This window comes from Bradyrhizobium sp. UFLA05-125, assembly GCF_059803515.1.
Genome location: NZ_JBANBJ010000005.1, coordinates 187,499 through 211,915, shown reverse-complemented (window position 1 = coordinate 211,915; position 24,417 = coordinate 187,499). Strand labels below are relative to the sequence as shown.

Annotated in this window: 25 protein-coding genes; 11 read left to right on the top strand and 14 right to left on the bottom strand. The window is 63.0% G+C overall.

Going from position 1 to position 24,417, the window contains the following annotated elements; all coding sequences use genetic code 11:
* Positions 1-5 precede the first annotated feature (5 nt).
* Together SO156_RS08745 and SO156_RS08740 are read right to left on the bottom strand one after the other, a co-directional pair.
* Positions 6-536, bottom strand: coding sequence for a gamma carbonic anhydrase family protein (locus SO156_RS08745; protein WP_458145505.1), 531 nt, complete (start codon positions 534-536; stop codon positions 6-8).
* Positions 537-608: 72 nt separating this feature from the next.
* Entirely contained in the window at positions 609-938 is a 330-nt protein-coding gene (locus SO156_RS08740; RefSeq protein WP_458145504.1) for a DUF6949 family protein, read from the bottom strand.
* Positions 939-1,145: 207 nt separating this feature from the next.
* Between SO156_RS08740 and SO156_RS08735 the strand changes: the two genes are divergently transcribed.
* Positions 1,146-1,856 (top strand): hypothetical protein, encoded by a 711-nt coding sequence (locus SO156_RS08735; protein WP_458145503.1) that lies wholly within the window; start codon positions 1,146-1,148, stop codon positions 1,854-1,856.
* 327 nt (positions 1,857-2,183) lie between these two features.
* Here SO156_RS08735 and SO156_RS08730 read toward each other — a convergent pair whose 3' ends face one another.
* Both SO156_RS08730 and SO156_RS08725 read right to left on the bottom strand, forming a co-directional pair.
* Positions 2,184-2,684, bottom strand: coding sequence for a GNAT family N-acetyltransferase (locus SO156_RS08730; RefSeq protein ID WP_498534496.1), 501 nt, complete (start codon positions 2,682-2,684; stop codon positions 2,184-2,186).
* Between the two features lie 40 nt (positions 2,685-2,724).
* On the bottom strand, positions 2,725-3,693 hold the full coding sequence (locus tag SO156_RS08725; protein WP_498534495.1) for a carbon-nitrogen hydrolase family protein: 969 nt from the start codon (positions 3,691-3,693) through the stop codon (positions 2,725-2,727).
* Positions 3,694-3,781: 88 nt separating this feature from the next.
* Between SO156_RS08725 and SO156_RS08720 the strand changes: the two genes are divergently transcribed.
* A complete protein-coding gene (locus SO156_RS08720; RefSeq protein ID WP_498534494.1) occupies positions 3,782-4,678 on the top strand; it encodes a LysR family transcriptional regulator in 897 nt (298 codons plus the stop codon).
* A gap of 594 nt (positions 4,679-5,272) precedes the next feature.
* On the opposite strand, the gene SO156_RS08715 is transcribed toward SO156_RS08720, so the two are convergent.
* Both SO156_RS08715 and SO156_RS08710 read right to left on the bottom strand, forming a co-directional pair.
* Positions 5,273-5,674, bottom strand: a complete 402-nt coding sequence (locus SO156_RS08715) for a DUF1127 domain-containing protein (RefSeq protein ID WP_498534493.1) — start codon at positions 5,672-5,674, stop codon at positions 5,273-5,275.
* Between the two features lie 9 nt (positions 5,675-5,683).
* A complete protein-coding gene (locus tag SO156_RS08710; RefSeq protein ID WP_498534492.1) occupies positions 5,684-7,099 on the bottom strand; it encodes an MFS transporter in 1,416 nt (471 codons plus the stop codon).
* Between the two features lie 250 nt (positions 7,100-7,349).
* Here SO156_RS08710 and SO156_RS08705 point away from each other — a divergent pair, with 250 nt between their 5' ends.
* Positions 7,350-8,105: an ArsR/SmtB family transcription factor gene (locus SO156_RS08705; RefSeq protein ID WP_498534491.1), complete on the top strand. Its 756-nt coding sequence runs from the start codon at positions 7,350-7,352 to the stop codon at positions 8,103-8,105.
* Positions 8,106-8,394: 289 nt separating this feature from the next.
* Positions 8,395-9,159: an IS5 family transposase gene (locus SO156_RS08700; RefSeq protein ID WP_498534490.1), complete on the top strand. Its 765-nt coding sequence runs from the start codon at positions 8,395-8,397 to the stop codon at positions 9,157-9,159.
* A 60-nt stretch (positions 9,160-9,219) separates the two neighbouring features.
* Here the strand turns inward: SO156_RS08700 and SO156_RS08695 are convergent, their stop codons facing one another.
* A complete protein-coding gene (locus tag SO156_RS08695; RefSeq protein ID WP_458145496.1) occupies positions 9,220-9,687 on the bottom strand; it encodes a cupin domain-containing protein in 468 nt (155 codons plus the stop codon).
* A gap of 363 nt (positions 9,688-10,050) precedes the next feature.
* Between SO156_RS08695 and SO156_RS08690 the strand changes: the two genes are divergently transcribed.
* Complete coding sequence (locus SO156_RS08690; protein WP_498534489.1) at positions 10,051-10,902, top strand: hypothetical protein; 852 nt, start codon at positions 10,051-10,053, stop codon at positions 10,900-10,902.
* Between the two features lie 428 nt (positions 10,903-11,330).
* Here SO156_RS08690 and SO156_RS08685 read toward each other — a convergent pair whose 3' ends face one another.
* Both SO156_RS08685 and SO156_RS08680 read right to left on the bottom strand, forming a co-directional pair.
* On the bottom strand, positions 11,331-11,597 hold the full coding sequence (locus SO156_RS08685; protein WP_458145494.1) for a hypothetical protein: 267 nt from the start codon (positions 11,595-11,597) through the stop codon (positions 11,331-11,333).
* Between the two features lie 646 nt (positions 11,598-12,243).
* Complete coding sequence (locus SO156_RS08680) at positions 12,244-13,143, bottom strand: helix-turn-helix domain-containing protein (RefSeq protein WP_458145493.1); 900 nt, start codon at positions 13,141-13,143, stop codon at positions 12,244-12,246.
* 194 nt (positions 13,144-13,337) lie between these two features.
* Here SO156_RS08680 and SO156_RS08675 point away from each other — a divergent pair, with 194 nt between their 5' ends.
* From SO156_RS08675 to SO156_RS08665, 3 genes are read left to right on the top strand one after another with little or no spacing between them, the layout of a single operon-like run.
* The gene (locus SO156_RS08675; protein WP_498534488.1) at positions 13,338-15,479 is read left to right on the top strand and encodes a molybdopterin-containing oxidoreductase family protein; all 2,142 of its coding nucleotides are present in this window, start codon (positions 13,338-13,340) and stop codon (positions 15,477-15,479) included.
* Between the two features lie 2 nt (positions 15,480-15,481).
* Entirely contained in the window at positions 15,482-15,787 is a 306-nt protein-coding gene (locus tag SO156_RS08670; protein WP_254105298.1) for a ferredoxin family protein, read from the top strand.
* Positions 15,784-17,100, top strand: coding sequence for an FAD-dependent oxidoreductase (locus SO156_RS08665; RefSeq protein WP_498534487.1), 1,317 nt, complete (start codon positions 15,784-15,786; stop codon positions 17,098-17,100). Before SO156_RS08670 ends, SO156_RS08665 begins: the two co-directional genes overlap by 4 nt.
* Before the next feature lie 133 nt (positions 17,101-17,233).
* On the opposite strand, the gene SO156_RS08660 is transcribed toward SO156_RS08665, so the two are convergent.
* Together SO156_RS08660 and cysE are read right to left on the bottom strand one after the other, a co-directional pair.
* Positions 17,234-17,452, bottom strand: coding sequence for a DUF3126 family protein (locus tag SO156_RS08660; protein ID WP_458145490.1), 219 nt, complete (start codon positions 17,450-17,452; stop codon positions 17,234-17,236).
* A gap of 135 nt (positions 17,453-17,587) precedes the next feature.
* Complete coding sequence (gene cysE, locus SO156_RS08655; protein WP_458145489.1) at positions 17,588-18,412, bottom strand: serine O-acetyltransferase; 825 nt, start codon at positions 18,410-18,412, stop codon at positions 17,588-17,590.
* A gap of 272 nt (positions 18,413-18,684) precedes the next feature.
* Between cysE and SO156_RS08650 the strand changes: the two genes are divergently transcribed.
* A complete protein-coding gene (locus SO156_RS08650) occupies positions 18,685-20,061 on the top strand; it encodes a hypothetical protein (protein ID WP_498534486.1) in 1,377 nt (458 codons plus the stop codon).
* On the opposite strand, the gene SO156_RS08645 is transcribed toward SO156_RS08650, so the two are convergent.
* Together SO156_RS08645 and SO156_RS08640 are read right to left on the bottom strand one after the other, a co-directional pair.
* The gene (locus SO156_RS08645) at positions 20,047-20,802 is read right to left on the bottom strand and encodes an alpha/beta fold hydrolase (protein WP_458145487.1); all 756 of its coding nucleotides are present in this window, start codon (positions 20,800-20,802) and stop codon (positions 20,047-20,049) included. The genes SO156_RS08650 and SO156_RS08645 overlap by 15 nt on opposite strands.
* Positions 20,803-20,839: 37 nt before the next feature.
* Positions 20,840-21,979, bottom strand: a complete 1,140-nt coding sequence (locus SO156_RS08640) for a hypothetical protein (RefSeq protein ID WP_498534485.1) — start codon at positions 21,977-21,979, stop codon at positions 20,840-20,842.
* Between the two features lie 303 nt (positions 21,980-22,282).
* On the opposite strand from SO156_RS08640, the gene SO156_RS08635 reads away from it, so the two are divergent.
* The gene (locus tag SO156_RS08635; protein ID WP_008140025.1) at positions 22,283-22,528 is read left to right on the top strand and encodes a zinc-finger domain-containing protein; all 246 of its coding nucleotides are present in this window, start codon (positions 22,283-22,285) and stop codon (positions 22,526-22,528) included.
* A gap of 20 nt (positions 22,529-22,548) precedes the next feature.
* A complete protein-coding gene (locus SO156_RS08630) occupies positions 22,549-23,751 on the top strand; it encodes an FAD-dependent monooxygenase (protein WP_498534484.1) in 1,203 nt (400 codons plus the stop codon).
* Positions 23,752-23,763: 12 nt separating this feature from the next.
* On the opposite strand, the gene SO156_RS08625 is transcribed toward SO156_RS08630, so the two are convergent.
* Positions 23,764-24,210, bottom strand: coding sequence for a twin-arginine translocation pathway signal (locus SO156_RS08625; RefSeq protein WP_458145484.1), 447 nt, complete (start codon positions 24,208-24,210; stop codon positions 23,764-23,766).
* Between the last annotated feature and the right edge of the window lie 207 nt (positions 24,211-24,417).

The following is a 24,417-nucleotide window of genomic DNA, read 5'->3' as shown; positions in this document are numbered from 1 at the left end:
TGACGTCAGCCGATCCGCTTCAAGCCTTTCTTAAAGCGCGGGCCGTTGGCGACGTAGAACTTCGCGGCGCTGCCCATCCTCGCGACTTGCGCGTCGTCGAGCGCGCGGATCACGCGCGCCGGCGAGCCGATGATCAGCGAGCGTTCGGGAAATTCCTTGCCTTCGGTGATGACGGAGCCGGCGCCGACGATGCTGTTGCGGCCGATCTTCGCGCCGTTCATCACGATCGCGCCCATGCCGACCAGCGCGCCGTCCTCGACGGTGCAGCCGTGCAGGATCACGTTGTGGCCGACGGTGCAGTTTTTGCCAATATGGAGCGGAAAACCGAGATCGGTGTGGCAGGTCGAGCCGTCCTGCACGTTGGAGCCCTCGCCGATCTCGATCCACTCATTGTCGCCGCGCAGCACCGCGCCGAACCAGACGCTGGCGCCTGGCTTGAGGCGCACCCGGCCGATCACGGTTGCGGTATCGGCGATGAAGTAGTTGCCATCGGCGGGAAGGTCGGGCGCCTGCCCGTCAAGCTCGTAGATCGCCATGAAGGTCTCCTGTCAGGAAACCTTGGCATAGCGGAGCTGCGACGTTCAAGCAAAGGGCCGCGAGGCGTGCGCTCAGGCCAGCACGCCGGCGGCGCGCAGCGTCATCAGGAAGAACGTGCCGCTCATCATGCTCCAGAAGCCCGCGATGACGGTTGCCATCATCACGAATTCCATGCGGCGGCTTTCCAGCCGCGCCCCGCGCAGCGTGTTGCGCATGATGATGAAGGGCGCCGCGAACACCAGGAACGGCACGGCCGCAAAGGTCTTCGGCGCCACACCCTCCTGCAACAGCCCGAAGCCGGCAGGCCGCTGCGAAAGGGCCTGGTATCCGTTCACGAGCGCGCCCGCGAGCGCGAACCCGATGCAGATGGCGAAGAAGGAATTCAAGGTCTCAGGAGTCATCGGAAGTTCCGCCCATACGCAACGCTGGCCCCTTCCTGTGACAAAAAGTGCCGCTTAACGCTACATTAGTCTTAAGGAAAGGTTAACGGAGTGCCCCGCCGGCGTCATCCCCCCAATGGGGTCGGCAGGCTGCGCGGAACCGTCGCCGCGTGGCATATTCGCCCTTGATTCGTCGGCCACCGGCCGACTTTTGCGGCGATCTCATTGATGAGCGTGTTCTCGGCAACTTCCTCTCGCGGCCGTCAGGGCCGGACCATGGCGCACCTCGCCCCGCTCGTGCTCGGCGGCATGTTCGCGGCAGGCGCGGTGGCCGTGGTGGCCTATCTCCTGTGGCCAACCTGGGGCCCGGTGATCGGCGCGAGTGCGCCGGACAGGCTGCCGGTCAGCGTCGGCGGCACGCTGTTCAACGTGCCGACGGCTGCGATCCGGATGAAGATCCAGCGGCATTCCGGGCCACAGGAGCGCATCGACATCGATTTCCTCTACCCCTCGCTCGAAGTGCCGGGCGCGCCAAGGCATGTCACCGCCGATGCTGCGGAGACGACGATGCAGCCGATCGACCGCATCTTCCTGTCGATCGCGGCGCATCACGATGCGCTCGCGCCGGAGCTGCTGGTCAGCACCATCTATCCGCGTTATCTCGATCAAGCTGCGACCTCGCCGGACGACGGGCTGACGATGCGGATGTTCCGCACTGACACCCCCTATGGCAGCGAGGATCTCTACTCCGCCGCAAGCCCCGCATTGACCGCGCGCTGCACGCGCGATGCGGCGACCCCTGGCATGTGCCTCTCGGAGCGCCGCGTCGACGGCGCCGACCTCACCTTCCGATTTCCGCGAAGCTGGCTCTCGCAGTGGCGCGACGTGGCCGAGGCGATGGACAAGTTGACGGCGCAGTTGCGCGGACCGAAGGGCTGAGCGCGGCCGCCCTGCCCTGCCGTGAGGCCAGCTTGCAGGACGGGACGGAGCCCCCGTCAAAAATGTCGAAAACAACCCCATGCAAAGTAGCCACGCAGACATAACGAATTTCGTATTTTGCGAATAACACTTGACGCGTCGGGCAAATCAGGAGCATGATGGCATCCTGAGCGAACATCAAGCCGGCCGCGCCGATCGTGTCACGTCTGCCCCCGCTAGAGCAGATCGAATGCCATCACGGTGCGTATCTTGCCGAGATATTCGAGTTCCTCGACTGGCTTCCAGCCGAGGGCAACCTAGTACGAACGCGTGGTCGTGAGCAGGCAGTCATCGGATGGCACTGACGCCATCTGCTTCGGTTCGTCGCGTAGCTCTCACCATCAGACAAACCGGGACACCGTTGATCGCAGCATGCTCGAACGTCTCCCAGCCAAGACGAGCATAGAGAGCTTCGTTCTTCGGTGTGAAAAGATAGATCTTGTCGAACCCGAGCCGATCGGCCTCCGAGATCGCGGCCAATGCGAGCTTTGAGGCGATGCCTCTGCCGCGTTGCGCCGGCGGTACAAACACCGACGATAGCCAGGGCGTGAGATGCTTGTGGATTAACGTTGTCGCCACGATGTTGGCCGAGCCAACGAGATCGCCCGCGTTTGAGATCGCCACCAGGGAGATTGGCAGGCGCGCTTTGTCGCTGGCGCTTCTCAGCCGTTCGGCACGTTGCTCCTCGGTACCGTTGGGGCTCAGATAGCCAAACTCCGCCTGCTGCCATGCCGCAACGGTCGGAATGTGATGGTTGTGGTCGAGCAAATGACGGATCTCGATGCTCATCTCGTGACCACTCCCCCTCGGTTCGATCGTACTGGCAGCACTATTCGGCATGCTCGCTGAACGACGCGATCGCTTGCCGGCTTCGGTTGACCACCAAGCGCGTCACGTCCGGCCGGGAATAGTGGCCTGCCTGATCGAAGTTTTGCCGCTCGCGTCGCACCAACCGCTGATCCAGTGTTGCAACAATGACCTCCTCGACGTCTGTCACAGGCCTGACGATCCACTCACCGTCTGGTCCGGCGATGCAGGACCCACCGTTCGCCAGCACATCCGGGCACTTTTCAAGCATTGCTCTTGCAGGACTGTCCGTCGGCACGTCACTTTTCCGCATCAAGCCGGAGACCGCTAACACATAGCTCCTGCCTTCACGGGCAAGAAAGCGTGTGGTGCCTTCCGTGTTACGCAAGTTACCGGGCCAGAGAGCCACATGCAGATCTTCACCCTGAGCATAAAGTGCCGCGCGCGAGAGAGGCATCCAGTTTTCGTAACAGTTGAGGCTGCCGACATTGAAAGGGCCTACGCGATGGACTTGCAGCCCGTTGCCATCGCCGGGCGCCCAGCTCAAGCGCTCTTCGTATGTCGGCATCAACTTGCGATGTATTGATGCGATCTTCCCATCGCTCCCGATGTGAACGCGTGAGCAGTACACGCTGTGGCCGCCACGATCGGCCGGACGCTCGATAATCCCGAGTGTCACCGCGAGGCCAAGTTCTTCGGCAGCCTTGGTCACGGGCTCGAGGTGACCGGACTCAATCTGAACGGCTTGATCGAGGTAGTGCGCGTGAATTTCCTTCTGAAGGTCCGATTCAAACCGTGCGCCGTCGGTGTGCTCAATCCAGAAGGGATAACCGGGCGCAAGCGCCTCACCAAACGCAACGAAGCTGCATCCTCGCTTCGCTGCTTTCACACAATACTCGACGACTTTTTCAAGGGTTGGCGCGCGTTCGAGCCAGATTGGTGCAATCTGGGCCAAGCCAACAGTCAAATGATCGCGGTCAAGGGCGGACATCGTAGAACTCAGTTTTGCCTTTTTGCTTTCCGCTTGGTAGTCGACGCTATATCATTAATCCAATTAATCCTACTTATTGGATAGAATCTTGTTTCCTAATATCACCGTCGTCCAGGCCCGCTGCTTCTGCAGTGTCGCGGAGAAAGGCAATTTCACTGTTGCGGCCGATCACCTTTGCCTGTCGCAGTCAGCGGTTAGCCAAGCGGTGGCCGCACTGGAGAGGACCCTGGGTGCGCAGCTTCTCGTACGACGACGGGATGGAGTTACCCTCACGGGCGCGGGAGTCGCGGCGTTGGCCGAGGCTCGGGCGGTCCTGGCCGCGGTCGAGCGCCTTGCAGGCAGCGCCCGCCACTCGGCCGCACTGAGCGGCAGCTTGCGCATCGGCGTCGTCCAGAGTGCTGCGATACGCCTATTGCCACGCTGGCTTCGTCAGCTTCGTGACGCCCATCCCGATATTTCGGTGACGCTCTACGAAGGCACCGATCCTGAAGTTACCGCATGGATCCAAGCGGGGATCGTTGAAATCGGCTTCACCAGCCGCACGCACGCGGAGCTGGCAGCGATGCCCGTCTTCAGGGATGACTATGTCGTGGTGGTGCGTCAGGGGCATGCCTTCGCAGCAAAGAGATCAATTGCCCTCAAAGATTTGGATGGGCAACGCATGCTGCTATCCGGAGGCGGATGCGAGACGCTTGTTCAGGAACTCTTGGCGGCCGCCTCAAGCAATCCGGAGATTGTCTGCCTCGTGCGCGACAATGCAACGTTGACCAGCATGGTCAGCGAGGGGCTGGGGCTCACCATCATGCCCGAACTGGCGTTGCCCTTGGACCGGCACGACTTCGTCACAATCAAATTGCGCCCGAGCATGCAACGTACACTTCATGCCGTCACAAGGAAGCCCGACGAGCTCGGACCTGTACCTTTGGCATTTCTGAACCTGATTAAGAACGCGGAAGATCAGAAACGAACACCCAAAAGCACGTAGCATGGGTGCCGCGCCGCTTTGGATCAGAGCGCGGCGATCGTGACTTTAGGAACAGCCCGTAGGATGGGTGGAGCGCAGCGATACCCATGAAGCACGCTGCGCTAACCTCGTCAGACTTGGAGTCTATCCCGAAGACCGGCGCCGGCGAATTCTTCGGTCACGACGATGCATTCGATGAACGTTCCGCCGGATGTCGAGATGATGGGTATCGCTTCGCGCCACCCATCCTACGAACTGCAGCGCAGCGGCCCCACTTTGCTGGGGGAGCTAGGTAGGGCCGCCAGTTCTCCCGTGACTAAGGCTGGAGGGCATCAGACCGGGAGACAAGGAAGCTTTACGCCTTCTAGTCGCGACAAACATTAACACTTGATGTGTCCTAGGCCGCGTACTCATATACCGTCGGCGATGTCCGCTTTCCTCCGATAGCGACCGCCCTTGTGCAACCGCAGCAAATGACGCGATGGGCCATTTGCAGACTTCCGCACTTCGCATCGCCATGTCGGGTATGAGCTCGATATCCGAGTTGTTCCAACACGTTCGAACGGAATACTTCGTTGGTCTGGAATTGCCCTGGCGCGCCTTAACGAGGCCAGGCTACATCAGGTTAACTGGCGCTGGGCACCCCTCGCCAGAGGCAGCGCCGACCCGGTTGCTGTTCAAGCCCGCGATGTCGCTCCAGGACAGCCCGACATCATGCAAGTCGCGGTCGGTCCATCGCGCTAATTCGCGGCGCTGCCGAACCCGGTCGCGCCAAGTGTGCAGGGTGTCGCTGACTTGCTTCACGAGATCCCAACCATGATGATTTGTCATCGTTTCGCGCATGAGAGCGGACATTTTTGGCTCTGAATTTTGCAGCGTGCTATTTCGCAGAGCACAGCACTCGGAAAATCCAACTCGGACGAGCTGACAATTGCGCTCTTCGTCGCGTAAGAAAGCGACGAACCGTCCGACACCCTGGTCTTCTGCCTCCGGGTACCACACGAGCTCGGTCTGCACATCTCCTCTTCATCGTCCCTTCTTTGATCGGCCAAGCCAGATCACGACCGCACCTGCGAGCAACACGGCAGCCGATATCACCAGCGAGGCATGTGCGCCTGCAATGAACCCATTGTCCCCTCCGACCAGCGAGCCGAACAGGGCAACACCAAGCACGCTGCCTGTTTGTCGCGTCGCATTCAGCACGCCTGCGGCGATGCCGGATCGCGACTTCTCGACACTGCCGAGCAGTGTCGAGGTCAAAGGCGGCACGAGCAGGCCGAGGCCGCCGCCGAGGACGACGAGTTGCACGCCGATCGCCCAGTAGCTCGTGCCTGAGGTCATGGGCAGAAGCGCAATGCAGCCCGCGGCGGTGATCACCGAAGCCAGCGCGATGGTTTGCGGCGCGCCCAGGCGCTCGCTGACCGACGCGGCGACGAGGTTGGCGGGCAGCACCATGCCCATCATGGGCACAAAGGCGAGGCCCGTTGCGAACGGCGACCAGCCACTGACCTTCTGGAAATAGAGGCTCAGCACGAAGATCAGGCCGTAGAAGGCGACGTTGAAGAGAAGCCCGACCAGCGCGGTCAGTGCGAACATGCGATGGCCAAACAGCGAAAGCGGCAACATCGGTTGTGCCGCGCGTGCCTCGCGCCATACGAACAGGAGTCCGATCACGGCCGCCGCCGCGAAGCCCATGATGACGAGCGGATCGCTCCAGCCGAGCACGCCGCCCTCGATCAGAGCGCCGGCCAGCATGCCGAGCGCTGCGATCGCCGCGATCTGGCCCGGCAGATCGATCTCGCGCTGCGCGAGTCGCGGCGTCTCCTCCGCATAACGCCATGCGAGCCAGAGGCCGGCGGCGCCAATTGGCAAGTTGACCAAGAAGATCGAGCGCCAGCCGACCAGCGCGATCAGCGCGCCGCCGACGAACGGCCCTGCAGTCAGTGCGACGCTCGCACCTGCAGCCCAGAAGCCGACCGCGCGGCCGCGCGCCTTCGGATCGGCATAGGCGTGAGTGAGCAGCGTCAGCGAGTTCGGCACCAGGATCGCCGCCGCCAGGCCCTGCACGGAGCGCGCGGCGATCAGGAACACCGCCGACGAGGCCAGTGCGCAGGCGAGCGAAGCCAACGTGAAGATTGCAAAGCCCCCTATGAATATCCGTTTGGCGCCAACGCGGTCACCGAGCGCGCCGGCGGTCAAAATGAAGGCAGCGAACGCGATGGTATAGGCGGTCACCACCCATTGCAGCTCGGCGACGCTGCCGCCGAGCGAGGTCCCGATGCTGCTCAGCGCGGTGTTGACGATGGTGATGTCGAGCTGCACAACGCCAAGGCCGAGGCTCATGGCCGCAAGCGCCAGCGGCTTCGCGAGATGCGAATGCAATGACGTGTTGTCGGAGCGGGCTTGTTCCCGATGCCTTGTGTCGAGCAAAGTTGGTTGCATTGATCACACTCAGTTGTCTGTGAGAATTTGACGGCTCAGATAAGCCCCGTTTTGCGATGATCATTCGCTATCAATCGAATATTCGACGCCGCAGGATGATCTATGCTTCGCGACAGCACTTCCTTCGACGGGGCGTATTGGTGTCCGCGCAATCTATGTCCCGCGATCGCGCCAGTCTCGCGGAAACACTACGATCTTCGCCGAAGTGTTTGTGCTTGGCGCTGCGTCCTAGTCGGCGTAAGACAAAGACATGGACACGGGACCCAAGATCGCGCAGGTCGCGGCACTCGTCGGCGATCCTGGGCGCGCCAACATGCTTAGTGCGCTGATGGATGGCCGAACATTGACCGCCACGGAGCTCGCCTATCTGTCCGGCGTGGCGCCGCAGACGGCGAGTGGCCATCTCGCGAAACTCAGCGACGCCGGACTGCTCGCGCTCGAAAGGCGGGGTCGACGACGATATTTCCGTCTGGCCTCTCCGCTTGTCGCACGCATGCTGGAAGGTCTCATGGTCGTGGCGCAGGAAGGCCCCGCAAGGCAGCGTAATCTCTGGCGCGGCGGAGAGACGCTTCGACACGCGCGCACATGCTATGACCACATGGCCGGCCGCATCGCCGTTGCAATCGCCGACCGGCTGGTCCAACAGTCGTTTATTCTGCTCGACGAGGATGGCGGCCAACTGACCGATGCCGGTCGGTCATTCTTCGATGAGTTGGGCGTCGATCTTTGCCTCGCCTCCAAGCGCCGAGTGTTCTGCCGACCTTGTCTCGACTGGAGCGAGCGCCGGCCGCATCTGGCCGGGGCGGTCGGCGCTGCCATTCTTCGTCACGCCCTCGAGCACGATTGGGTCGAGCATATCCGGGATAGCCGCGCGCTCCTCGTTACTCCCGTTGGCGTTAGAGAACTTGCCACAACGTTCGGCATTGAGGGCGCACCACCAACGGACGCCTGCAAGGGGCCTGTTGCATCACTGTCCCGAGGCCGGGCAGCGGTTATCCCGGTTTAGGCAGCTTCCCCCGGAATGGAGCTAGCAGTGCATCAGCCGCTTCGGCCGCGGCTACTGTCGTCCGTATTTGACCTCAAGATCGTGAAATTGCCTTGTGTGACCAAGCAAGCCGACGCGGCCAGTTAGAAAAATTCGACGAAGTCCGCCTTGGGGCATTTTCGACGGTTTCATCGGCGATTGTCGGCAGGTCGATGTCGCTCCAGCACGTAAGCGCCGAAACGGGGCCGGGCCAAGCGTTGCGCTTGGCCAGACCCCCGTGATTCAAACTCCCGAACTGGGGGCTCGAATCATGCGCTACGAACTCGCGGATTATGAATGGACCACCATCAAGCCGATGCTGCCGAACAAGCCGCGTGGCATTCCCCGGGTAAACGACCGACGCGTTCTCAATGGAGTTTTCTGGGTTTTGCGATCCGGAGCCCCCTGGCGTGATCTGCCCGAGGCATTTGGTCCGTACACCACGTGCTACAACCGCTTCGTTAGATGGCGGCGGGCCGGTGTCTGGGGCCGCATCATAGACGCACTTGCTGCTGCCCACGATGCCGCTGTCAAGATGATCGACACTTCGATTGTCCGCGTGCATCGGCATGGAGCCTGCATCACCAGGAACCAGCGGCAGTCGATGGGAAGGTCACGCGGAGGCTTGACCAGCAAAATCCATGCGGTGGTCGATCGCAATGGTCTCCCGGTACGGCGGCTTGCGTTGAGCCCCGGCGAGGCCCACGACGTTCGACTTGCAGGAAAGCTGCTATCTCGCCTCCAATCTGGGTCAATGCTGCTTGCCGACCGCGGCTATGACGCCGACTGGATCAGAGAGATTGCCATGAAGAAGGGCGCGTGGGCCAACATCCCGCCGAAAGGAAATCGCAGCGATCCGATCTGCTTCAGCCCCCATCTCTACCGCGCTCGCAACCAGGTCGAGCGGTTCATCAACAGGATCAGACAGTGTCGTCGGGTGGCGACGCGCTACGACAGGCTCGCCGCCAACTACCTTGCCTTCGTTCAGCTCGCGTCAATCAGGCTATGGCTGCGCCTTAATGAGTCCGCGTCCTGATTCTCGATCGCGAGCGTCCTAATTAGGACAGCACCATCATTTTCAACGAATTCAGTCGCCCTATTTCTCTTCCGCCGCCGTCGCTGTTGCCGGGCCTTCGCCCATGATCAGCAGCACGGCGTCCTCGTCCTTGGCGCCGTCCCAATGCACCTGCTTGCCGTAATGGGTCACGAAGCTGCCGGGCGGCATCGGCACGGTGCCGTGGTCGGGATCGAATTTCGGGCCTGAGCCGACCCACCAGGTGCCCTGGAGCACTACGATGTAGCGGTCATTCGGATGGAAGTGCGGTCGGCTGAAGTGATTGCCCTTGGTCCACTTGTTGTAGACCATGTAGAAGCCGGGTTTATTGGGATCGCCCACCACCACGGCGCTCTGCGCGCCGCGCGCGTCGACCGGGCCCCAGGGGATCTGGTCCGGCAATTTATAGACGACAGCGGCAGGATTGAGCTCGGCGGCGGACCCGATGCTCAGCGTGCCGGCCAAGGTGAGCGGCAACAGCAGATAGCGACAGGCGCGGCTTGTCGTCATGACACTCTCCTTTTTTTGGCGCCAGTCGCGTTGGCACCATGTGTTTGCAGGGACGCTAGCCCGTCCTGTCGCCAAGGCAAGGCGCGGGCCGCACCTAATCCCGGCCGGCCAGACGCCAGGATCGTTCTGACGACGGGTCAGGGTTCCTTCCGTAGTTCTCCGGCCGTGAACATAGTTCCGCCTTCTCGGCTGCGTTAAACCGGGCTGGTGAAAAAGCCGATTGACATGCAGTTGCATGCTCATCCCTGAGAAGCGTCGCAGGCTCAAGAACCATCTGCGTTCCGTTGAATGTCAGCTTCGCCGTAGCGCAGACGCGTGGACCGCTCTCAGGCGGATGCCAATGCATTTGATACGGAGCGGCCAATGAATTCCACGCTGGACGATGTGCTCGCGGAAGGACAGATCGCGAGCTTGGAGGAACAGCTTTCGAACCTGGCTCGCGAAGCGGGAGTCAGTCATTCGGACCCGCCGGCCAGCATTCCGCCGACCAGCATGACAACGTCTCGCGCCCCCCTGGCGGCGATTTATCGATTGGCAGATTTGCGATTGGCAGATTTGCGCGCCGATTGGCGCTATGTAGCTCTCGTCGGTGCTCTATTGGCGGCTTCCATTGGTATCGCTGCCTCGTGGCGGTCATCCTCCGTTGATACTGCGATAACGGCACCCGCAGACGCAGCACGTCTGACGCAAGCCACGCCAGACGCAGCCGCGCCGAAAGAGGTCGCGCCGACTGCCGATGCCCTGCATTCCGAGTTGGCGCAGCAGCTCCAACCGATCGCACGCGACGTCGCTGCCTTGAGCCAAATGGTCGAACAGCTCAAAGCGAGGCAGGATCAATTGGTCAGCGACAATGAAAATCTCGCGAGCCAACTGAAGGCGAGCCGAGATGAAAGCGCACGCAACAACGGCATCATCGACCAGATCAAGGCAGACCAGATCGAGATGGTGCACGAGAACCAGAAGCTTGCCGAGCGGCTCGACGCGAGCCAGCAACAACTCGCCCAGGTCGTCGCCAACGCTGCAGAGCCGAAGGCGATGCCCGAAGCGCCACCAAAGGTGAGCCCCGAAGAACCAAAGGTGATGCCCGAAATACCGCTGCCGCGTCCGCGGCACCCGGCCAATATCGCCCAGGCGCAAAAGCCGACGCCAACCGCGGAGCGGTCGCAAGCCAAGAAGCCGCAATCATCATTGGCATGGCCCTGGTCAGCGCGCTAAAACGCGCTGAGATTGGGTTGAATCGTCATCGCGCTTTAGGTTGTTGTTTGCGCATGATCTCCGCGCAAACGCGTTCCGCGTTTGTCGCAAGGGAAAACCGCTTCACACTTTGCGCTAACGCGGCCCTTCGGGTCCGGATCATGCGCTGATCACGACAGACAATTGTCTCTAGGGACAATTGCTCGCTTCGCTTCTGTCGCCTTTGATGGAGGTGCGTATCGGCAACCCGATAGGCATCGCGCCAACGGTCCCGTAGCGGCCGCCCGTTGTGGGATCGTTGGTGCGGAGTGCCCGGCAAACCGGCGCACGGCCCACCTTGAGCTCCCGGCGAAAAGCAAGTGGTGCCAGGCGAGAACGTCGCAGGGTCGGCGCCGGAGGCCGCCAACTGAGGCGGCCTTTGTCGTCGCTACGGTTTCTGAAGCGATCGATCAATTCTTGAAGCCCTGACTACTGCACCACCACCAGGCACCGTTACTGTCCGCACCCGTCTTCCTCACCATCGCCATACATTCGGTGTAGTTGTGGGCGAGAGGCTTCGAACACTGTTCGGCCGAAAAACGGGGCCAAGAAGTGGTGGAGCAGTTGCCGGTAGTTGAGGCATAGGTAATTGGCGCGACTATCTTTCCAGCGTTGGCGGGTGCAAACGACAGGGTTGCGGCAGCCAGGCTCGCAACGAACAACGATGTGGCTTTCATGACTATCTTCCTCTCCAAAGGCGACAAAATGCCCGCCATGCTACCTATAGTAGCACCGATAGCAAATCGGGGATAGTGCCAAACGGTCGTCGAGCAGGCGCCACAGTCCGCAAGCTGAGATAACGAAATTAGGCCATCGCGAAATTCAGTTGGATCACTGCGACAGGAAACATGTCAGCACCTGTTCGCGCACAACGATTGCGCACATAAGTACACTCCAAAAATCAACCTAGGACACCAGGGGTTAAATACGGACAGTCCCCGGAGCCGTGTGTCAGCCTCTATTTGCGACGATGCGGTCTATGTCTCGGGGGGGCCATTCCCGTAATTGCCCGATACCATGCAGCGTCTGCTTGCGCCTGCGCTCTGGCAGCGGCGAGATCCGATTGTCCCTGATAGAACTGACTTAGGGCGAGGTAGCAATCGGTGCGGTCCGGTCCGCGAGGTATCGTCGCGCAGTCCACCTGCGCGCTCGCGATGGCAGGAACACTTGCTAGCCCTATTACGACGAGGCTTGCGGTCAAATACCTCATGCCGCCTCCGCGCTGTTTTGGTCTAGGTCGATATACAGTCCTCTCTGCTGCGCCGTCTCGCAGTTGCGTAGGCCGAAAGGGCCCCCGCCGCCGATGGTCAGCAAACCGCCGCGTCAGTCGCGAACCTTCTGCGCGCGATAAAGGCTCGGCGTCGTGCCGACGGCCTTGCGGAAGGCGCGGTTGAAATTGGCCTGCGACGAAAATCCCGTGGCATAGGCGATATCGACCAGCGGGCGATCGCTGGTGGCCAAGAGCCGCTTGGCGAGATCGAGGCGCTGGCGGCTGACATATTCATGCGGCGCCGCACCGGTCGCCGCCTTGAAGCTGCGGGAGAAATGCGCAGGGCTCATGCACGCCACCGATGCCAGATCCTTGACCGAAAAATCGCGCTCGACGGATGCATCGATGAACTCCGTCACGCGCGACAGTCGCTTGGCATCGAGCGGCCTTTGGCCGACATTCAATTGCCGGAGCCTGACCGCCGTGGCCGAGTAGGCATGCACCAGATGGGCTGACAACGCACGCCCGAGGCTTTCGATCAGGAGCCGGCCAGTGGAGGTCTCCTGTTCGAGCTCCTTCAGGATGCGGTCCGCAACGTGCTCGATGAACATGTCCTGGTCGATGGTCTCGTAGCGGATCGAGATTCCCGACGGGTCGATGTCGAGATCCCGGAGCATGGTATCGTCGAACGGCCGGCCGGGAAGAAAGAGATGCAGGCATTCCTGCATCTGGTTCTCGACACGAATGAAATCTTCGCGGATGCCGGCCGGGCAGAGCCACACCGTGCCCCTTCTGCCGAAGGTCCGCTGCCGCATTCCTGCGCCTTCGCGGTCGACGACCGAGTTGCCACGCAGCAGGATCGCGATCTCGGTGTCGCGCGGCAATTGCGGCGGCAGATCACCCGGCTCATGGCTCCATCGCTCGGCGAGGAGATGCGCCCATCGCCGGTCGTTGGACGTCTGAAGCATTCTGCCGGTAACATATTTATCGACAGAGTTGCCAAGCATACCCATCGGGAATCTCCGCCAGATAACGCGATGTGGGTAAAGAGGTATTGCCGGGTCCAGCAATAACCATGCCAGAGATCCGGTTGGCCGTCCACGGGCCGAAAGCAGTCCGGGACAACAACACCGCACGTTTTGAAAAGCCAGGCCGCGCCCGGCCGCCGCATCCTTCACCGTCTTGAATCGGGAAACGGAGAAGACCCATGGCCCGGACCACGGTAATAGGCGCGTGCCCCCACGACTGCCCGGACACCTGCTCCATCCTGACCACGGTCGAAGATGGCAAGGCCATCGCGGTCCGCGGCAATCCCGATCATCCGTTCACGCGTGGACGGCTCTGCGTGAAGGTCAACAACTATGAGGAGCGCGTCTACAGCGACAAGCGCATCCTCCATCCCCTGAAGCGGGTCGGCCCGAAAGGCTCCAGGCAGTTTCAACGGATCTCCTGGGACGAAGCCATCGAGACCATCGCGTCGCGCTGGAAAGCTGTCATCGCCGAGCACGGCGCGCAGGCGATCCTGCCTTACAGCTATCTGGGCACGCAGGGCATCATCAACGGGCTGAACGTCGGCGATCCCCTCTTCAACAAGCTCGGGGCGACGGTTCTGGAGCGAACGTTCTGCGATTCCGCGTCATGCACCGCGTACATGATGACGATCGGGCACACGCCGGGCGTCGATCCCGAGAGCTTCGTGCACTCGAAATACATCATCCTGTGGGCCTGCAACACGCTGAGCACGAACTCGCATCACTGGCCGTTCATCGAGCAGGCGAAGAAGGCCGGCGCCAAGCTCGTGGTGATCGATCCCGTACGGACGCGCACGGCGCGCCTCGCCGACTGGCATATTCCGATCCGCCCAGGCACCGACGCAGCACTCGCACTCGCGATGATCCACGTCATCATCAAGGAGAACCTCGTCGATCGCGACTACGTCGACAGGCACACCGTCGGATATGATGAGCTGGCGGAGCGGGTGTCGGGCTACACCCCCGAATTCGCATCGCAGGAAACCGGCATTGCCGTCGACGACATCGTCAAGCTGGCGAGGGAATTTGCGACCACGCCGCCCGCCGTCGTGCGCATTGGCGTCGCGGTGGAGCGGCATGCCGGCGGCGGCCAGACCGTGCGCGCGATCGCCTGCCTTCCGGGACTGATCGGCGCGTGGAGGCATGTCGGCGGCGGCCTGCTTCAGCTTCCGATCTGGGCCTTTCCGGTCAGATGGGACGTGCTGATGCGTCCCGATCTCCAGCCCGAGAAGATGCGCGTGCTCAACTCCTGGCGCCTCGGCGCGGCGCTGACTGGCGAACTCGGCTTCGACCCGCCGATCAAGTCGCTGTTCGTCTACAACGCCAATCCGATGGCGATGGTGACCGAACAGGGCAAGCTCGAAAAGGGGTTGGAACGCGAGGATCTCTTCACCGTCGTCAGCGATCACTTCCTGACCGACACCGCAAAATATGCCGACATCGTTCTGCCGGCGACCACCCAGCTCGAGCAGAAGGACATCATGTTCTCCTGGGGACACCTTTACCTGTCCTACAACAACCAGGCGATCGAGCCGCTCGGCGAGGCCGTTTCCAACACCGAACTGTTCCGCCGGCTTGCGCGCGCGATGGGCATCACAGACCCGGCCTTCTTCCGGACCGACGACGAGATGATCGAAGGTTCGCTGGACTGGAGCAACCCGGTCCTCGAGGGCATCACGCTCGATGACGTCAAGGCCAAGGGCTATGCACGCCTCAACATGCCGGCACCCGCCGACTGGGCGCCGCATCGCGAGGGCAATTTTCCGACCGCGTCGGGCAAGTGCGAATTCAAGTCGACGATCGCCGGCGGCGGCAACTTCGTGGTGCCGCTGTTCCGCCAGGGCTACAATGGCGACCAGGATGGCGCGCTGGTCGATCCCCTACCCCACTACATCCCGCCGAACGAGAACGCACGGACGGCGCCCGCGCTCGCGACGCGCTACCCGCTCAGCCTGATCTCGCCGAAGAGCCATGCCTTCCTGAATTCGAACTACGGCAACCTTCCGGCTCAGACTGCCCAGGCCGGCGAGGAACAGGCGGTGCTTCTCAATCCGGACGACGCGGCGCAGCGCGGGATCGTCGCGGGCGCGCCGATTCGCGTGTTCAACGATCGCGGCTCGTTCGAGGCCTTTGCGACCGTTTCATCCGACATCATGCCGGGGGTCGTGGTGGCGCCGTCCGGCTACTGGCAGCGCTCCAATCGCAAGGGCGCAACGGTTCACGCGCTGACGCCGCCCGCGTTCGCCGACCTCGGCCGTGCCCCGACATTCTCGGACATCCTCGTCCAAGTCAGCGGCCTACAAGTCAGCGGAGCCTGACGATGACATATGTGGTCACCGACAACTGCCGCGGATGTCGATACACCGAATGCGTCACCGTCTGCCCCGTGGAGTGTTTCCACGTCGACGACGCCATGACCTATATCGATCCGGAGAATTGCATCGACTGCGGCGGCTGCGCGCCGGCATGCCCGGTCGGCGCGATCGAGCCCGACTATCGCCTCGCCGCGGACAAAAAGTTCTGGATCGACGTCAACCGCAAACGCGCCGCCGAAACCCCCGTCCTCAGCGCGCGCCTGCCGCCTCTGCCAGGCGCCGACGAACGCCGGCAGGCGCTGGGCCGATGATTGGCCCGGCTGAAAGCGTACGCCGCATCGCCATCGTCGGCAGCGGTCCCAGCGGCTTCTACACGGCTGAGGCCTTGTTGCGCTCGGGCGCAGCGGTCGCGGTCGACATGTTCGAACGGCTTCCGGTGCCATATGGGCTGGTGCGGTTCGGCGTTGCGCCCGACCATCCGAAGCTCAAGCAGGTCACGATTGCCTTCGACCGCATCGCCGGAATGCCCGGCTTTCGCTTCATCGGCGGCGTGACGGTCGGAGACGACGTCACGGTCGACGAGCTGCGCGAGGCCTATGATGCCGTCGTGCTCGCGACAGGTGCCGAACTGAGCCGGGCCCTCGACATCCCCGGCGAAGCGCTGCCGGGAAGCCACAGTGCCGGCGATTTCGTCGCGTGGTACAACGGGCATCCCGAATTCCGTGATCGCGAGTTCAATTTTGACCAAGAGGCGGCGATCGTGATCGGCCATGGCAACGTCGCGCTCGACGTTGCGCGCATTCTTGCGAAAACGGCCGACGAGCTGCGCCAGACCGACATTGCGCGCCATGCGCTCGAGGCTTTGGCGCAAAGCCGGATTCGCACCGTCTATGTCGTCGGCCGTGGCGGGCCGGCGCAGGCCAAATTCACCGCGAAGGAGTTGCGCGACTTTTTCGAATTGAGTGCATGCGACACGTCGATCGACATGCGCGACGTCACATCGGATGAGTTCGAGCCGCAACGTCCCGATGATCCAGAGCTTGCCGAAAAGCTGTCCTTGCTGCGCGCGTTCCCGCGGCAGGCAACCACGAAGCCGCGGCGCTGTGTCTTTCGATTTGGTCTGTCGCCCGTCGCCATCAACGGACGAGGCCGCCTGGAGACGATCGCGTTCCGGCAGCGGTCGGGCACCGTCGAGGACATCGCATGCGGTCTCTCCTTCAGCAGCGTCGGCCGAAGGACAGCGCCCGTTGCCGGTGTTCCCTATGACGCGCATCGCGGCGTGCATGCGAACATCGACGGACGCGTCGCGATCGGTCATTCCCTCGTTGATGGCCTCTATGTCTGCGGATGGAGCAAGCGCGGGCCGAGCGGCACGATCGGCACCAATCGCGGCTGCGGGATTGCGACGGCCGAGGCCGTGCTCGCCGATCTTGCCGATCGGCGGCCGCGTTCGGATACTCCCGATGCACTGCTTGCGCGCCTCGCCAGCCGCGTCGCGCGCATCGTGAGCTATTCGGAGTGGACCACGATCGACGCGGCCGAAAAACGCAGGGGAGCCCTGCTCGGCAAGCCCCGGGAGAAATTCGTCACGATTCCCGAGATGCTTGCTGCGACGGATGCGTGACCCCGAAAACGGGGCCGCGCTCGCGCAGGTTATTGTTTGAGCGTCATCTCCGCGCAAACGCGTTCCGCGTTTGTCGCGAGGGAGAACCGCTTCACACTTTGCGCTAACGCGGCCCTTCGGGTCCGGATCATGCTCATTCCTGATCGACGAGATCGTCCTCGAGGATCGCCATCTGGAACTGGAACGAGCGATCGTCGTCCTCGTCATCGACGAACAGCACGCCGATGAACTCCTCGCCGATATAAACCTCGGCGGAATCGTCCTTCTTGATCCGCGGCTGGACGCGAATCTTGGGATTGCCGAACACGCGCTTCAGATACGCGTCGAGCTTCCTCACTTCTTTGATGTCCACGGCAAGTCTCCAATCGAAATCTAACGTGGCGGGGTTTTAGGACGAGACGCGACGAACCGCCAGCATGAATTCCCAAAGAATTCTGGGGACGATCGGGGCCCGAAGGCAAGGCCCCGATTCAAGGTCAAAGCGTGATCAAAGCCCCATGGCGTTGATCATCTGGTCCATGGTGCGCGACGGCTCGGCGCAGCCGGCCTTGCCAACGATCCTGGCGGGAACGCCGGCAACGGTGACGTTGTGCGGCACGGCCTCGAGCACGACCGAGCCGGCCGCGATGCGCGCGCAGTGGCCGACTTCGATATTGCCGAGGATCTTGGCGCCGGCACCGATCATGACGCCATGACGGATTTTCGGATGGCGGTCCTCGTTCTCCTTGCCGGTGCCGCCGAGCGTGACGCCATGCAGGATCGAGACGTCGTCCTCGATGACCGCGGTCTCGCCGCAGACGAAACCGGTGGCGTGGTCGAGGAAGATGCCGCGGCCAATGCGCGCGGCCGGATTGATGTCGGTCTGAAAGACGGCGGAGGCGCGGCTCTGGAGATAATACGCAAAATCCTTGCGGCCCTTCAGATGGAGCCAGTGCGCGAGACGATGAGTCTGGATCGCATGGAAGCCCTTGAAGTAGAGCAAGGGGTCGATGAAGCGGGAGGTCGCGGGATCGCGGTCGTACACGGCGACGAGATCGGCACGGAACGCGTTGCCGAGATCGGGCTCGTCACGCAACGCCTCGTTATAGGTCTGGCGCACGAGATCGCCCGACAGTGACGCATGATCGAGCCGGTCGGCCAAGCGATGCACGACCGAATCTTCCAAGCGGCTGTGATGCAGCACGGTCGAATAGATGAAGGTTGCGAGCTCGGGCTCGCGCTGGACGATGTCTTCGGCCTCGGTCCGGACCCGATCCCAGATCGGATCGAGCGCGGCGAGCTTTCCTGCCGTATTGACCTGATGCATTGCCATGGCGTGCTCTCGAAATTCGCTCGTTTCGTTTAACCTATAGCACAGTCTAGCGTGCCCTGTCCCTGTAGGCTTGCCTGAGAGTGAACACCGGGTTGCCGCCAAAAGCCCATCAACGTGTTGAATTAAAAGACTTTCCTGCAGCACCCCTGATACGGCAAGGCTCGTTCTAAGTGGTCAGCGTTTCGCCAAAATCAAGCTCGGCAGCGTCAAACTATTGGTGAATTCCGCTCCAACCGTTATTGCGGGCATGGTCGAGAGACGACGGAGACGATTTGAGCATCACCACCGACATCTTGCGCACCCGCGCCGCGGGGTCCTTGTGGCTGCGGCTCGCCGCCGTCGCCCTGCCCCTCCTCCTGATCGCGCCGGCGTTCTGGAACGGATACCCGCTCCTTCAATGGGACACCGGCGGCTATCTGGCGCGCTGGTATGAGGGCTATCTCGTCCCCAGCCGCTCCACAGTGTTTGGCCTCTATTTGCATTTCGGAGAGAGCTCGAGCTTCTGGCTCAACCTTGCCGTCCAGTCGCTGGCAACGCTGTGGCTGCTGCAATTGACGCTCCGCGTGCTCGGCCTGATGCAGACCTTCCGCTTCGTCGCGATCAGCCTGCTCCTGATCCTGTCGACCGCGCTGCCCTGGCTTGCCAGCATGCTGCTCACCGACATCTTCGCGGGGCTATCGGTGCTGTCGCTGTTCATCCTGGTGATCGGGGGCGACCGGACCTCGGGCATCGAAAAAATCTCGCTGTTCGCCTTCACCGCCTTTGCCGCAGCGACCCACAGCGCGACGCTCGGCGTCCTGTTAGGACTTTGCGCGGTTGGCTGGTTGGTGCGGCCGCTGCTCGGCAAGCGCCTTCCCCTCGCAGGCCTTGCGCAAGGCAGCCTGACCATCGTCGCCGGCGGGGCCATGCTGGTCATGGCGAACCATTCGCTGTCGAGCCAATGGGCCTGGACGCCGGGCGGTTATGGCGTCGCTTTCGGGCGCATGATGCAGGACGGCATCGTGGCGCGCTATCTTGGCGATCATTGCCCGCGCGAGAGTTTCAAGCTCTGCCCGTACCGCAACGAATTGCCGGCGACCGCGGACGAGTTTCTGTGGGGCAACAGCATGTTCAACACGCTCGGCCGATTCGAGGGGATGAACGACGAGATGAGCTACATCGTCGTGCATTCGCTCGCCGACTATCCGGCCTGGCAGGCAGCCGCAGCGCTGCGGGCCATGGGCCAGCAATTGCTGCATGTCGGGACCGGCGAAGGCACCAATGGCTGGATCCCCCACACCTACGGCATCATCGAGCGCTACATCCCCTCACAAATCGCGCCGATGCGCGCAGCGCGGCAGCAGCACTGGGATATCGATTTCGACTACGTCAACTGGCTGCACGTGCCGGTCGCGCTCGCCTCGATGCTCGCGCTCATCGCCCTGCTCGGCCATGCGCTGGCCAGCCGACGGCTCGACGACCTGACGCTGCTGGCAACGACCGTGACGCTGGCGCTGCTCGGCAACGCCTTCATCTGCGCCGTCATCTCCGGCCCGCACGACCGCTACGGCGCGCGGATGGTGTGGCTTGCGACCTTCGTCGTGCTGACGGCGCTGGCGCGCACCTTCGGGAGGGACGAGCCGGCAGACGAGGTCTCAGCCGCGGCGTGACAGGAAGTCGATCACGCCGGTCTTGTAGACCTTGTCACCGACCGCGCGCATGTGATCGCGGTTCGGGATATCAAGCACTTCCGAACCGGGAATGATCTTTCCCAACGCTGAGGCTGAGCCCGCGACATCATCGGTGGTGCCGACGGCGATCAGGACCGGCACGTCGATGCGTGCGGCTTCCTCCCTCTTCATCAGATCGCGGGTGCCGCGCAGGCAGGCGGCGAGCGCCTTGCGGTCAGAGCGGGTTTGATCGGCGAACGCGCGAAAGGTGCGCCCGACGGGATCGGTGACGTCGTCGAGCGAGGGCGCCTCCAGCGCCTCGGCCACGTTCTCGCCGGGCCCGGTGCCCTCGATCAGGCCGCCGATGCCGATGCCGCCGAGGATCGCCGAGCGCAGGCGCTGCGGCTCGTTGAGCCCGAGCCAGGCCGTCATCCGACCTCCCATCGAGTAGCCCATCATGTCGGCCTGCGGGATGCCGAGATGGTCCATCAGCGCAAGCACATCGCCGGCCATGACCGGAATGGAATATTGCGCGGGATCGTAGAGCTTTGCGCTCTCGCCATGGCCACGATTGTCCAGCGCCAGCACGCGGCGGCCGTTCTTGCGCAATTCCGAGACCCAGGTCGGATAGACCCAGTTCACGTTCTTGCTCGAGGCAAAGCCGTGCACCAGGATGATCGGGTCACCCTCGCCTTCGTCGAGATAGGCAATTTCGACTGCGCCGTTGTGAAAGCTCGGCATCAAGTTAAGTCCGCGTCTGTTGGGGGAGTGGATGATCTTAGGCGCTGACGGCTGTGCCCGCCAGCGTAAGTTGCGCCCGGCGCAACCGCCGCGCCCGCCTGCGGTCACACCAGGCCTGCGTCAGCCGCTCGGTCGTGGCCTTGATCGAGGACAGGACGCCGAACAGCGTCACCAGCGCGCCGAACAGCCACAGTGCAAGATCGAATGCGCCGGTTGCGAGCAACAGCGCGCCGCGGCCCAGCAGCTTCATGATCGCGCGGGTCTTGCCGCCCTGGGCCTCGGCGAGCCGCGCTGCGCGCGCAACGTCCTTCGGTCCCTCGGCGACGCGCAGCGTGTCGAGCGCGCCGCGTGTGCCCGCCTTCTCGGTGACGCGGGCGACGTCCTTGCCGAGCCGAACCAGCGCGCCGGCCTTTTCGACGCGGAACGCGGCCCTGATTGCGCTCGCGGTCTCGCCTGGCCGCAACACCGAGCCGGTGGCGACCGCGTTCTGGAGCATCGGCGTGTCGACCACCTCGCGCGCGGAGCGGCCGGCCCAAGCCGCAAGTCCCTCGCCGAGCCGCCCGACCTTGCGGGCGTCCTTCACCAGCGACAGGCCGGCGCGCACCGGCGCCGCACCGCCGACCGAGACATAGGTCGCCGCCGTCACCGCAAGACCGGCCGCGGCAAGCCCGAGCACGAGGCGGTCGGTCTCCTCGCCCATGGCCAGATGCTTGCCCTCGCGCACGACGTCCCTGACATCGCCGATCACGAAGAGGTCGCCGGCAACGGTGCCAGACAGGCTCGCGACGTCGTCGGCATTGCCGGTGACGAGACCGGTGGCAAAACCTCTGGCGAAATGCGAGGTGGAGTTTTCCTCCTTCACGGCGTCGTTGACGCGGCTCAAGAGGTCGTCAGGCAGCGCGATGCTGCGGTCGCGCGCGAGCTCGACGAAGCTGCTTGCAAGATCGGCGTCGTGCGCTGCGAGCGCCGCTTCGATATTGTCCTGAACCAGCGCGGCGTTCTTGCCCGGTTCGTTCTTGTCCAGGAGGGAATCGAGCTTCAGCTCCGAGAGCTTCGCAGGATCGTCCTTTGCTGCCAGCACGGCACCCGCCTCGCGCGCATGCGGCACGACCTGCACGAGCACAACGCTGCATGCCACGAGGGTGGTCAACGCGGTGCTGATTCGCAGCCACTTCATGCTCAAAGCCTGGACGTTCGCCTGGAAATTCGTTTGGAAAGTCGCCTGCCGCCGGGATTTCGTTCGTCCACAGACATAGTATGCCAGATTTGCGACACAACGGCCCCGACGAAAGAAGGGCTTCTCTGAGGCGACAAGATTGTGTCGAATTTGCATGAGCAAATGAGCATGGGGCAGTTGCGAACCTTTTGGTTCCACTGGACTAGCAATCATCTGCACCCCTCAGTATGGTCCGCGGCATTCAAAGATGCCGCGTCAGTCTTGATTGTGTCTGCCGCCATTGCCACTCCAGGATGAGTTCCGATGTCCGACCATGTCGTCCCGCACTTCCACAACGATGCCGGTGTCCCCGTCATCGAAATCGGCTCGCAGGAGTTCATGTGCGTCGGCGCCAATCCTCCGTTCGACCATCCGCACGTCTTCCTTGATCTCGGCAACGACAACGAGATCATCTGCCCCTATTGCTCGACCCTGTATCGCTTCGCGACCGATCTGAAGGCCGGCGAGGCGCGCCCGCCCGAATGCGTGCTGAAGGACAAGGTGGCCTGACCGGCGGCATCCGCTAACGGGTGGCCGTCTCCCGAACGATCATCATTGCCGGTGCCGGAATCGGAGGATTGACGGCAGCGCTCGCGCTTGCCGCCAAGGGCTTCCGCGTCGTCGTGCTCGAGAAGGCTGAGCGGATCGAGGAAGTCGGCGCCGGCCTGCAATTGTCGCCCAATGCGAGCCGCATCCTTGTCGAGCTTGGGCTGAAGGACCGCCTGGGCTCGCGCGCGGTGACGCCGGAGGCGGTCAGCATCATGAGCACACGCGCCGGCGGCGAGCTGATGCGCCTGCCGCTAGGCGCGGCGGCCGCCGAGCGCGCCGGCGCTCCCTATTGGGTGGTGCACCGGGCCGATCTGCAAGCAGCGCTGGCCGCTGCGGTTGCGGACCATCCTGATATCGATTTGCGGCTAGGTGGGACTTTCGAGGACGTCGCCGCCCACGCCAAGGGACTCTCCGTCGTCTATCGCAGTGGCACGTTGCGCCGGAGCGAAGTGGCAAGCGCGCTGATCGGCGCCGACGGCGTCTGGTCCACGGTACGCCAGCATCTGTTTCCGGACGTAGCGCCGCGCTTCTCGGGCCTGATCGCCTGGCGCGGTACGTTCGAGGCCACGCAACTGCCGAAGGAATACACCTCGCGCCGCGTGCAGCTCTGGATGGGACCGAACGCCCATCTCGTCGCTTATCCGATCGCGGGCGGACGCCAGATCAACGTGGTGGCGATCGTGCCGGGCACCTGGAACAGGCCGGGCTGGAGCACGCCCGGCGATACGTCCGAGCTGAAGGATGCCTTCCCGGCGCCGCGCTGGCCGGGCCCGGCGCGGATGATGCTCAGCGCGGTCGACAGCTGGCGCAAATGGGCGCTGTTCACGCTGCCCGACGGCGTTGGCTGGAGCAAGGGCGCGATCGCACTCGTCGGCGATGCCGTGCATGCGATGCTGCCCTTTGCCGCGCAGGGCGCAGGAATGGCGATCGAGGACGCAGCCGTGCTCGCAGAGCACCTGAGCGGCAACGCCACCGAGAGCGCAGCTGCAATCGCCGCGGCGCTGGCGCGCTATGGCCGGGCGCGCGAGGCGCGCGTCAGACGCGTGCAGCGGACCGCGCGGCAGCAGGGCCGCATCTATCACCTCGCAGGCCCCTTCGCGCTGGCGCGCGATCTTGCGATCCGCGCACTCGGGCCAGAACGCGTGCTGGAGCGGCAGGACTGGATCTATCGCTGGCGCGCGTGAGGTCAGGCGCCCTTAGTGGACGGCACTGCTGGATTTCGAGCCGGATGCTGGCTTCGCTGCAGGCTTGGCGGCGGTCGGGGGCACAGGCGATGCTGGCGGGGGCGTCGGCTCCATGTCGCTGTCGCGGCACTTGTTGCGCCGCCAGTTCTCTTCCACGAGCTTCTGCTGTCCGCGCAGGGAGATATAGTCGTTGCGATAGGCCAGCTCCGAGACGACCGCGCCGCCTGTGCCCGTCTCCGCTTTCGCCATCAGCTTTTCGAGGTCCTCGATGCGCTTGATCAGGCTCTTGCGTTCGGGGCCTAGCTGCTTGCAGTCCCAGAGCTCGTATTTGCCCGGATCGACGAAGGCCGGGCTGATGGCGTCGCTCACGCCGGCACAACCGGTGAGCACGGCACCGAGCCCGAGCAGCGCGACCAGCGCAAGCGCAGGACGGCGGCGGTTGAGAAGCGAAACAGACATGCCGGATTGGTAGTCCCCGTAGATTGACATTGCCTAAAGCAGCCAGAGATGTCCGGATTGAGGCTTGGCCAGATTGAGGCTTTGCCTTGTGCGGTCGGCTCGCTCAAGGGCACCTTTCGCCTCGTCCGGCCCCAAGCCAGGCGGCCTGCAGGGGCTTTAAGTGTTTGATCCCGTTGGATCAAGCGGGCATGGCGGAGCTCGTACTCG

Excerpts from the sequence above, each read along its gene's own strand:
- SO156_RS08745 (WP_458145505.1), bottom strand. The coding sequence starts at position 536 with ATGGCGATCTACGAGCTTGACGGGCAGGCGCCCGACCTTCCCGCCGAT.
- SO156_RS08665 (WP_498534487.1), top strand. The coding sequence starts at position 15,784 with ATGATTGGCCCGGCTGAAAGCGTACGCCGCATCGCCATCGTCGGCAGC.
- SO156_RS08635 (WP_008140025.1), top strand. The coding sequence starts at position 22,283 with ATGTCCGACCATGTCGTCCCGCACTTCCACAACGATGCCGGTGTCCCC.
- SO156_RS08725 (WP_498534495.1), bottom strand. The coding sequence starts at position 3,693 with ATGTCCGCCCTTGACCGCGATCATTTGACTGTTGGCTTGGCCCAGATT.
- SO156_RS08705 (WP_498534491.1), top strand. The coding sequence starts at position 7,350 with ATGGACACGGGACCCAAGATCGCGCAGGTCGCGGCACTCGTCGGCGAT.
- SO156_RS08625 (WP_458145484.1), bottom strand. The coding sequence starts at position 24,210 with ATGTCTGTTTCGCTTCTCAACCGCCGCCGTCCTGCGCTTGCGCTGGTC.
- SO156_RS08685 (WP_458145494.1), bottom strand. The coding sequence starts at position 11,597 with ATGAAAGCCACATCGTTGTTCGTTGCGAGCCTGGCTGCCGCAACCCTG.
- SO156_RS08680 (WP_458145493.1), bottom strand. The coding sequence starts at position 13,143 with ATGGGTATGCTTGGCAACTCTGTCGATAAATATGTTACCGGCAGAATG.
- SO156_RS08740 (WP_458145504.1), bottom strand. The coding sequence starts at position 938 with ATGACTCCTGAGACCTTGAATTCCTTCTTCGCCATCTGCATCGGGTTC.
- SO156_RS08640 (WP_498534485.1), bottom strand. The coding sequence starts at position 21,979 with ATGAAGTGGCTGCGAATCAGCACCGCGTTGACCACCCTCGTGGCATGC.
- SO156_RS08675 (WP_498534488.1), top strand. The coding sequence starts at position 13,338 with ATGGCCCGGACCACGGTAATAGGCGCGTGCCCCCACGACTGCCCGGAC.
- SO156_RS08670 (WP_254105298.1), top strand. The coding sequence starts at position 15,482 with ATGACATATGTGGTCACCGACAACTGCCGCGGATGTCGATACACCGAA.
- cysE (WP_458145489.1), bottom strand. The coding sequence starts at position 18,412 with ATGGCAATGCATCAGGTCAATACGGCAGGAAAGCTCGCCGCGCTCGAT.
- SO156_RS08700 (WP_498534490.1), top strand. The coding sequence starts at position 8,395 with ATGCGCTACGAACTCGCGGATTATGAATGGACCACCATCAAGCCGATG.
- SO156_RS08695 (WP_458145496.1), bottom strand. The coding sequence starts at position 9,687 with ATGACGACAAGCCGCGCCTGTCGCTATCTGCTGTTGCCGCTCACCTTG.
- SO156_RS08645 (WP_458145487.1), bottom strand. The coding sequence starts at position 20,802 with ATGCCGAGCTTTCACAACGGCGCAGTCGAAATTGCCTATCTCGACGAA.
- SO156_RS08735 (WP_458145503.1), top strand. The coding sequence starts at position 1,146 with ATGAGCGTGTTCTCGGCAACTTCCTCTCGCGGCCGTCAGGGCCGGACC.
- SO156_RS08730 (WP_498534496.1), bottom strand. The coding sequence starts at position 2,684 with ATGAGCATCGAGATCCGTCATTTGCTCGACCACAACCATCACATTCCG.
- SO156_RS08710 (WP_498534492.1), bottom strand. The coding sequence starts at position 7,099 with ATGCAACCAACTTTGCTCGACACAAGGCATCGGGAACAAGCCCGCTCC.
- SO156_RS08690 (WP_498534489.1), top strand. The coding sequence starts at position 10,051 with ATGAATTCCACGCTGGACGATGTGCTCGCGGAAGGACAGATCGCGAGC.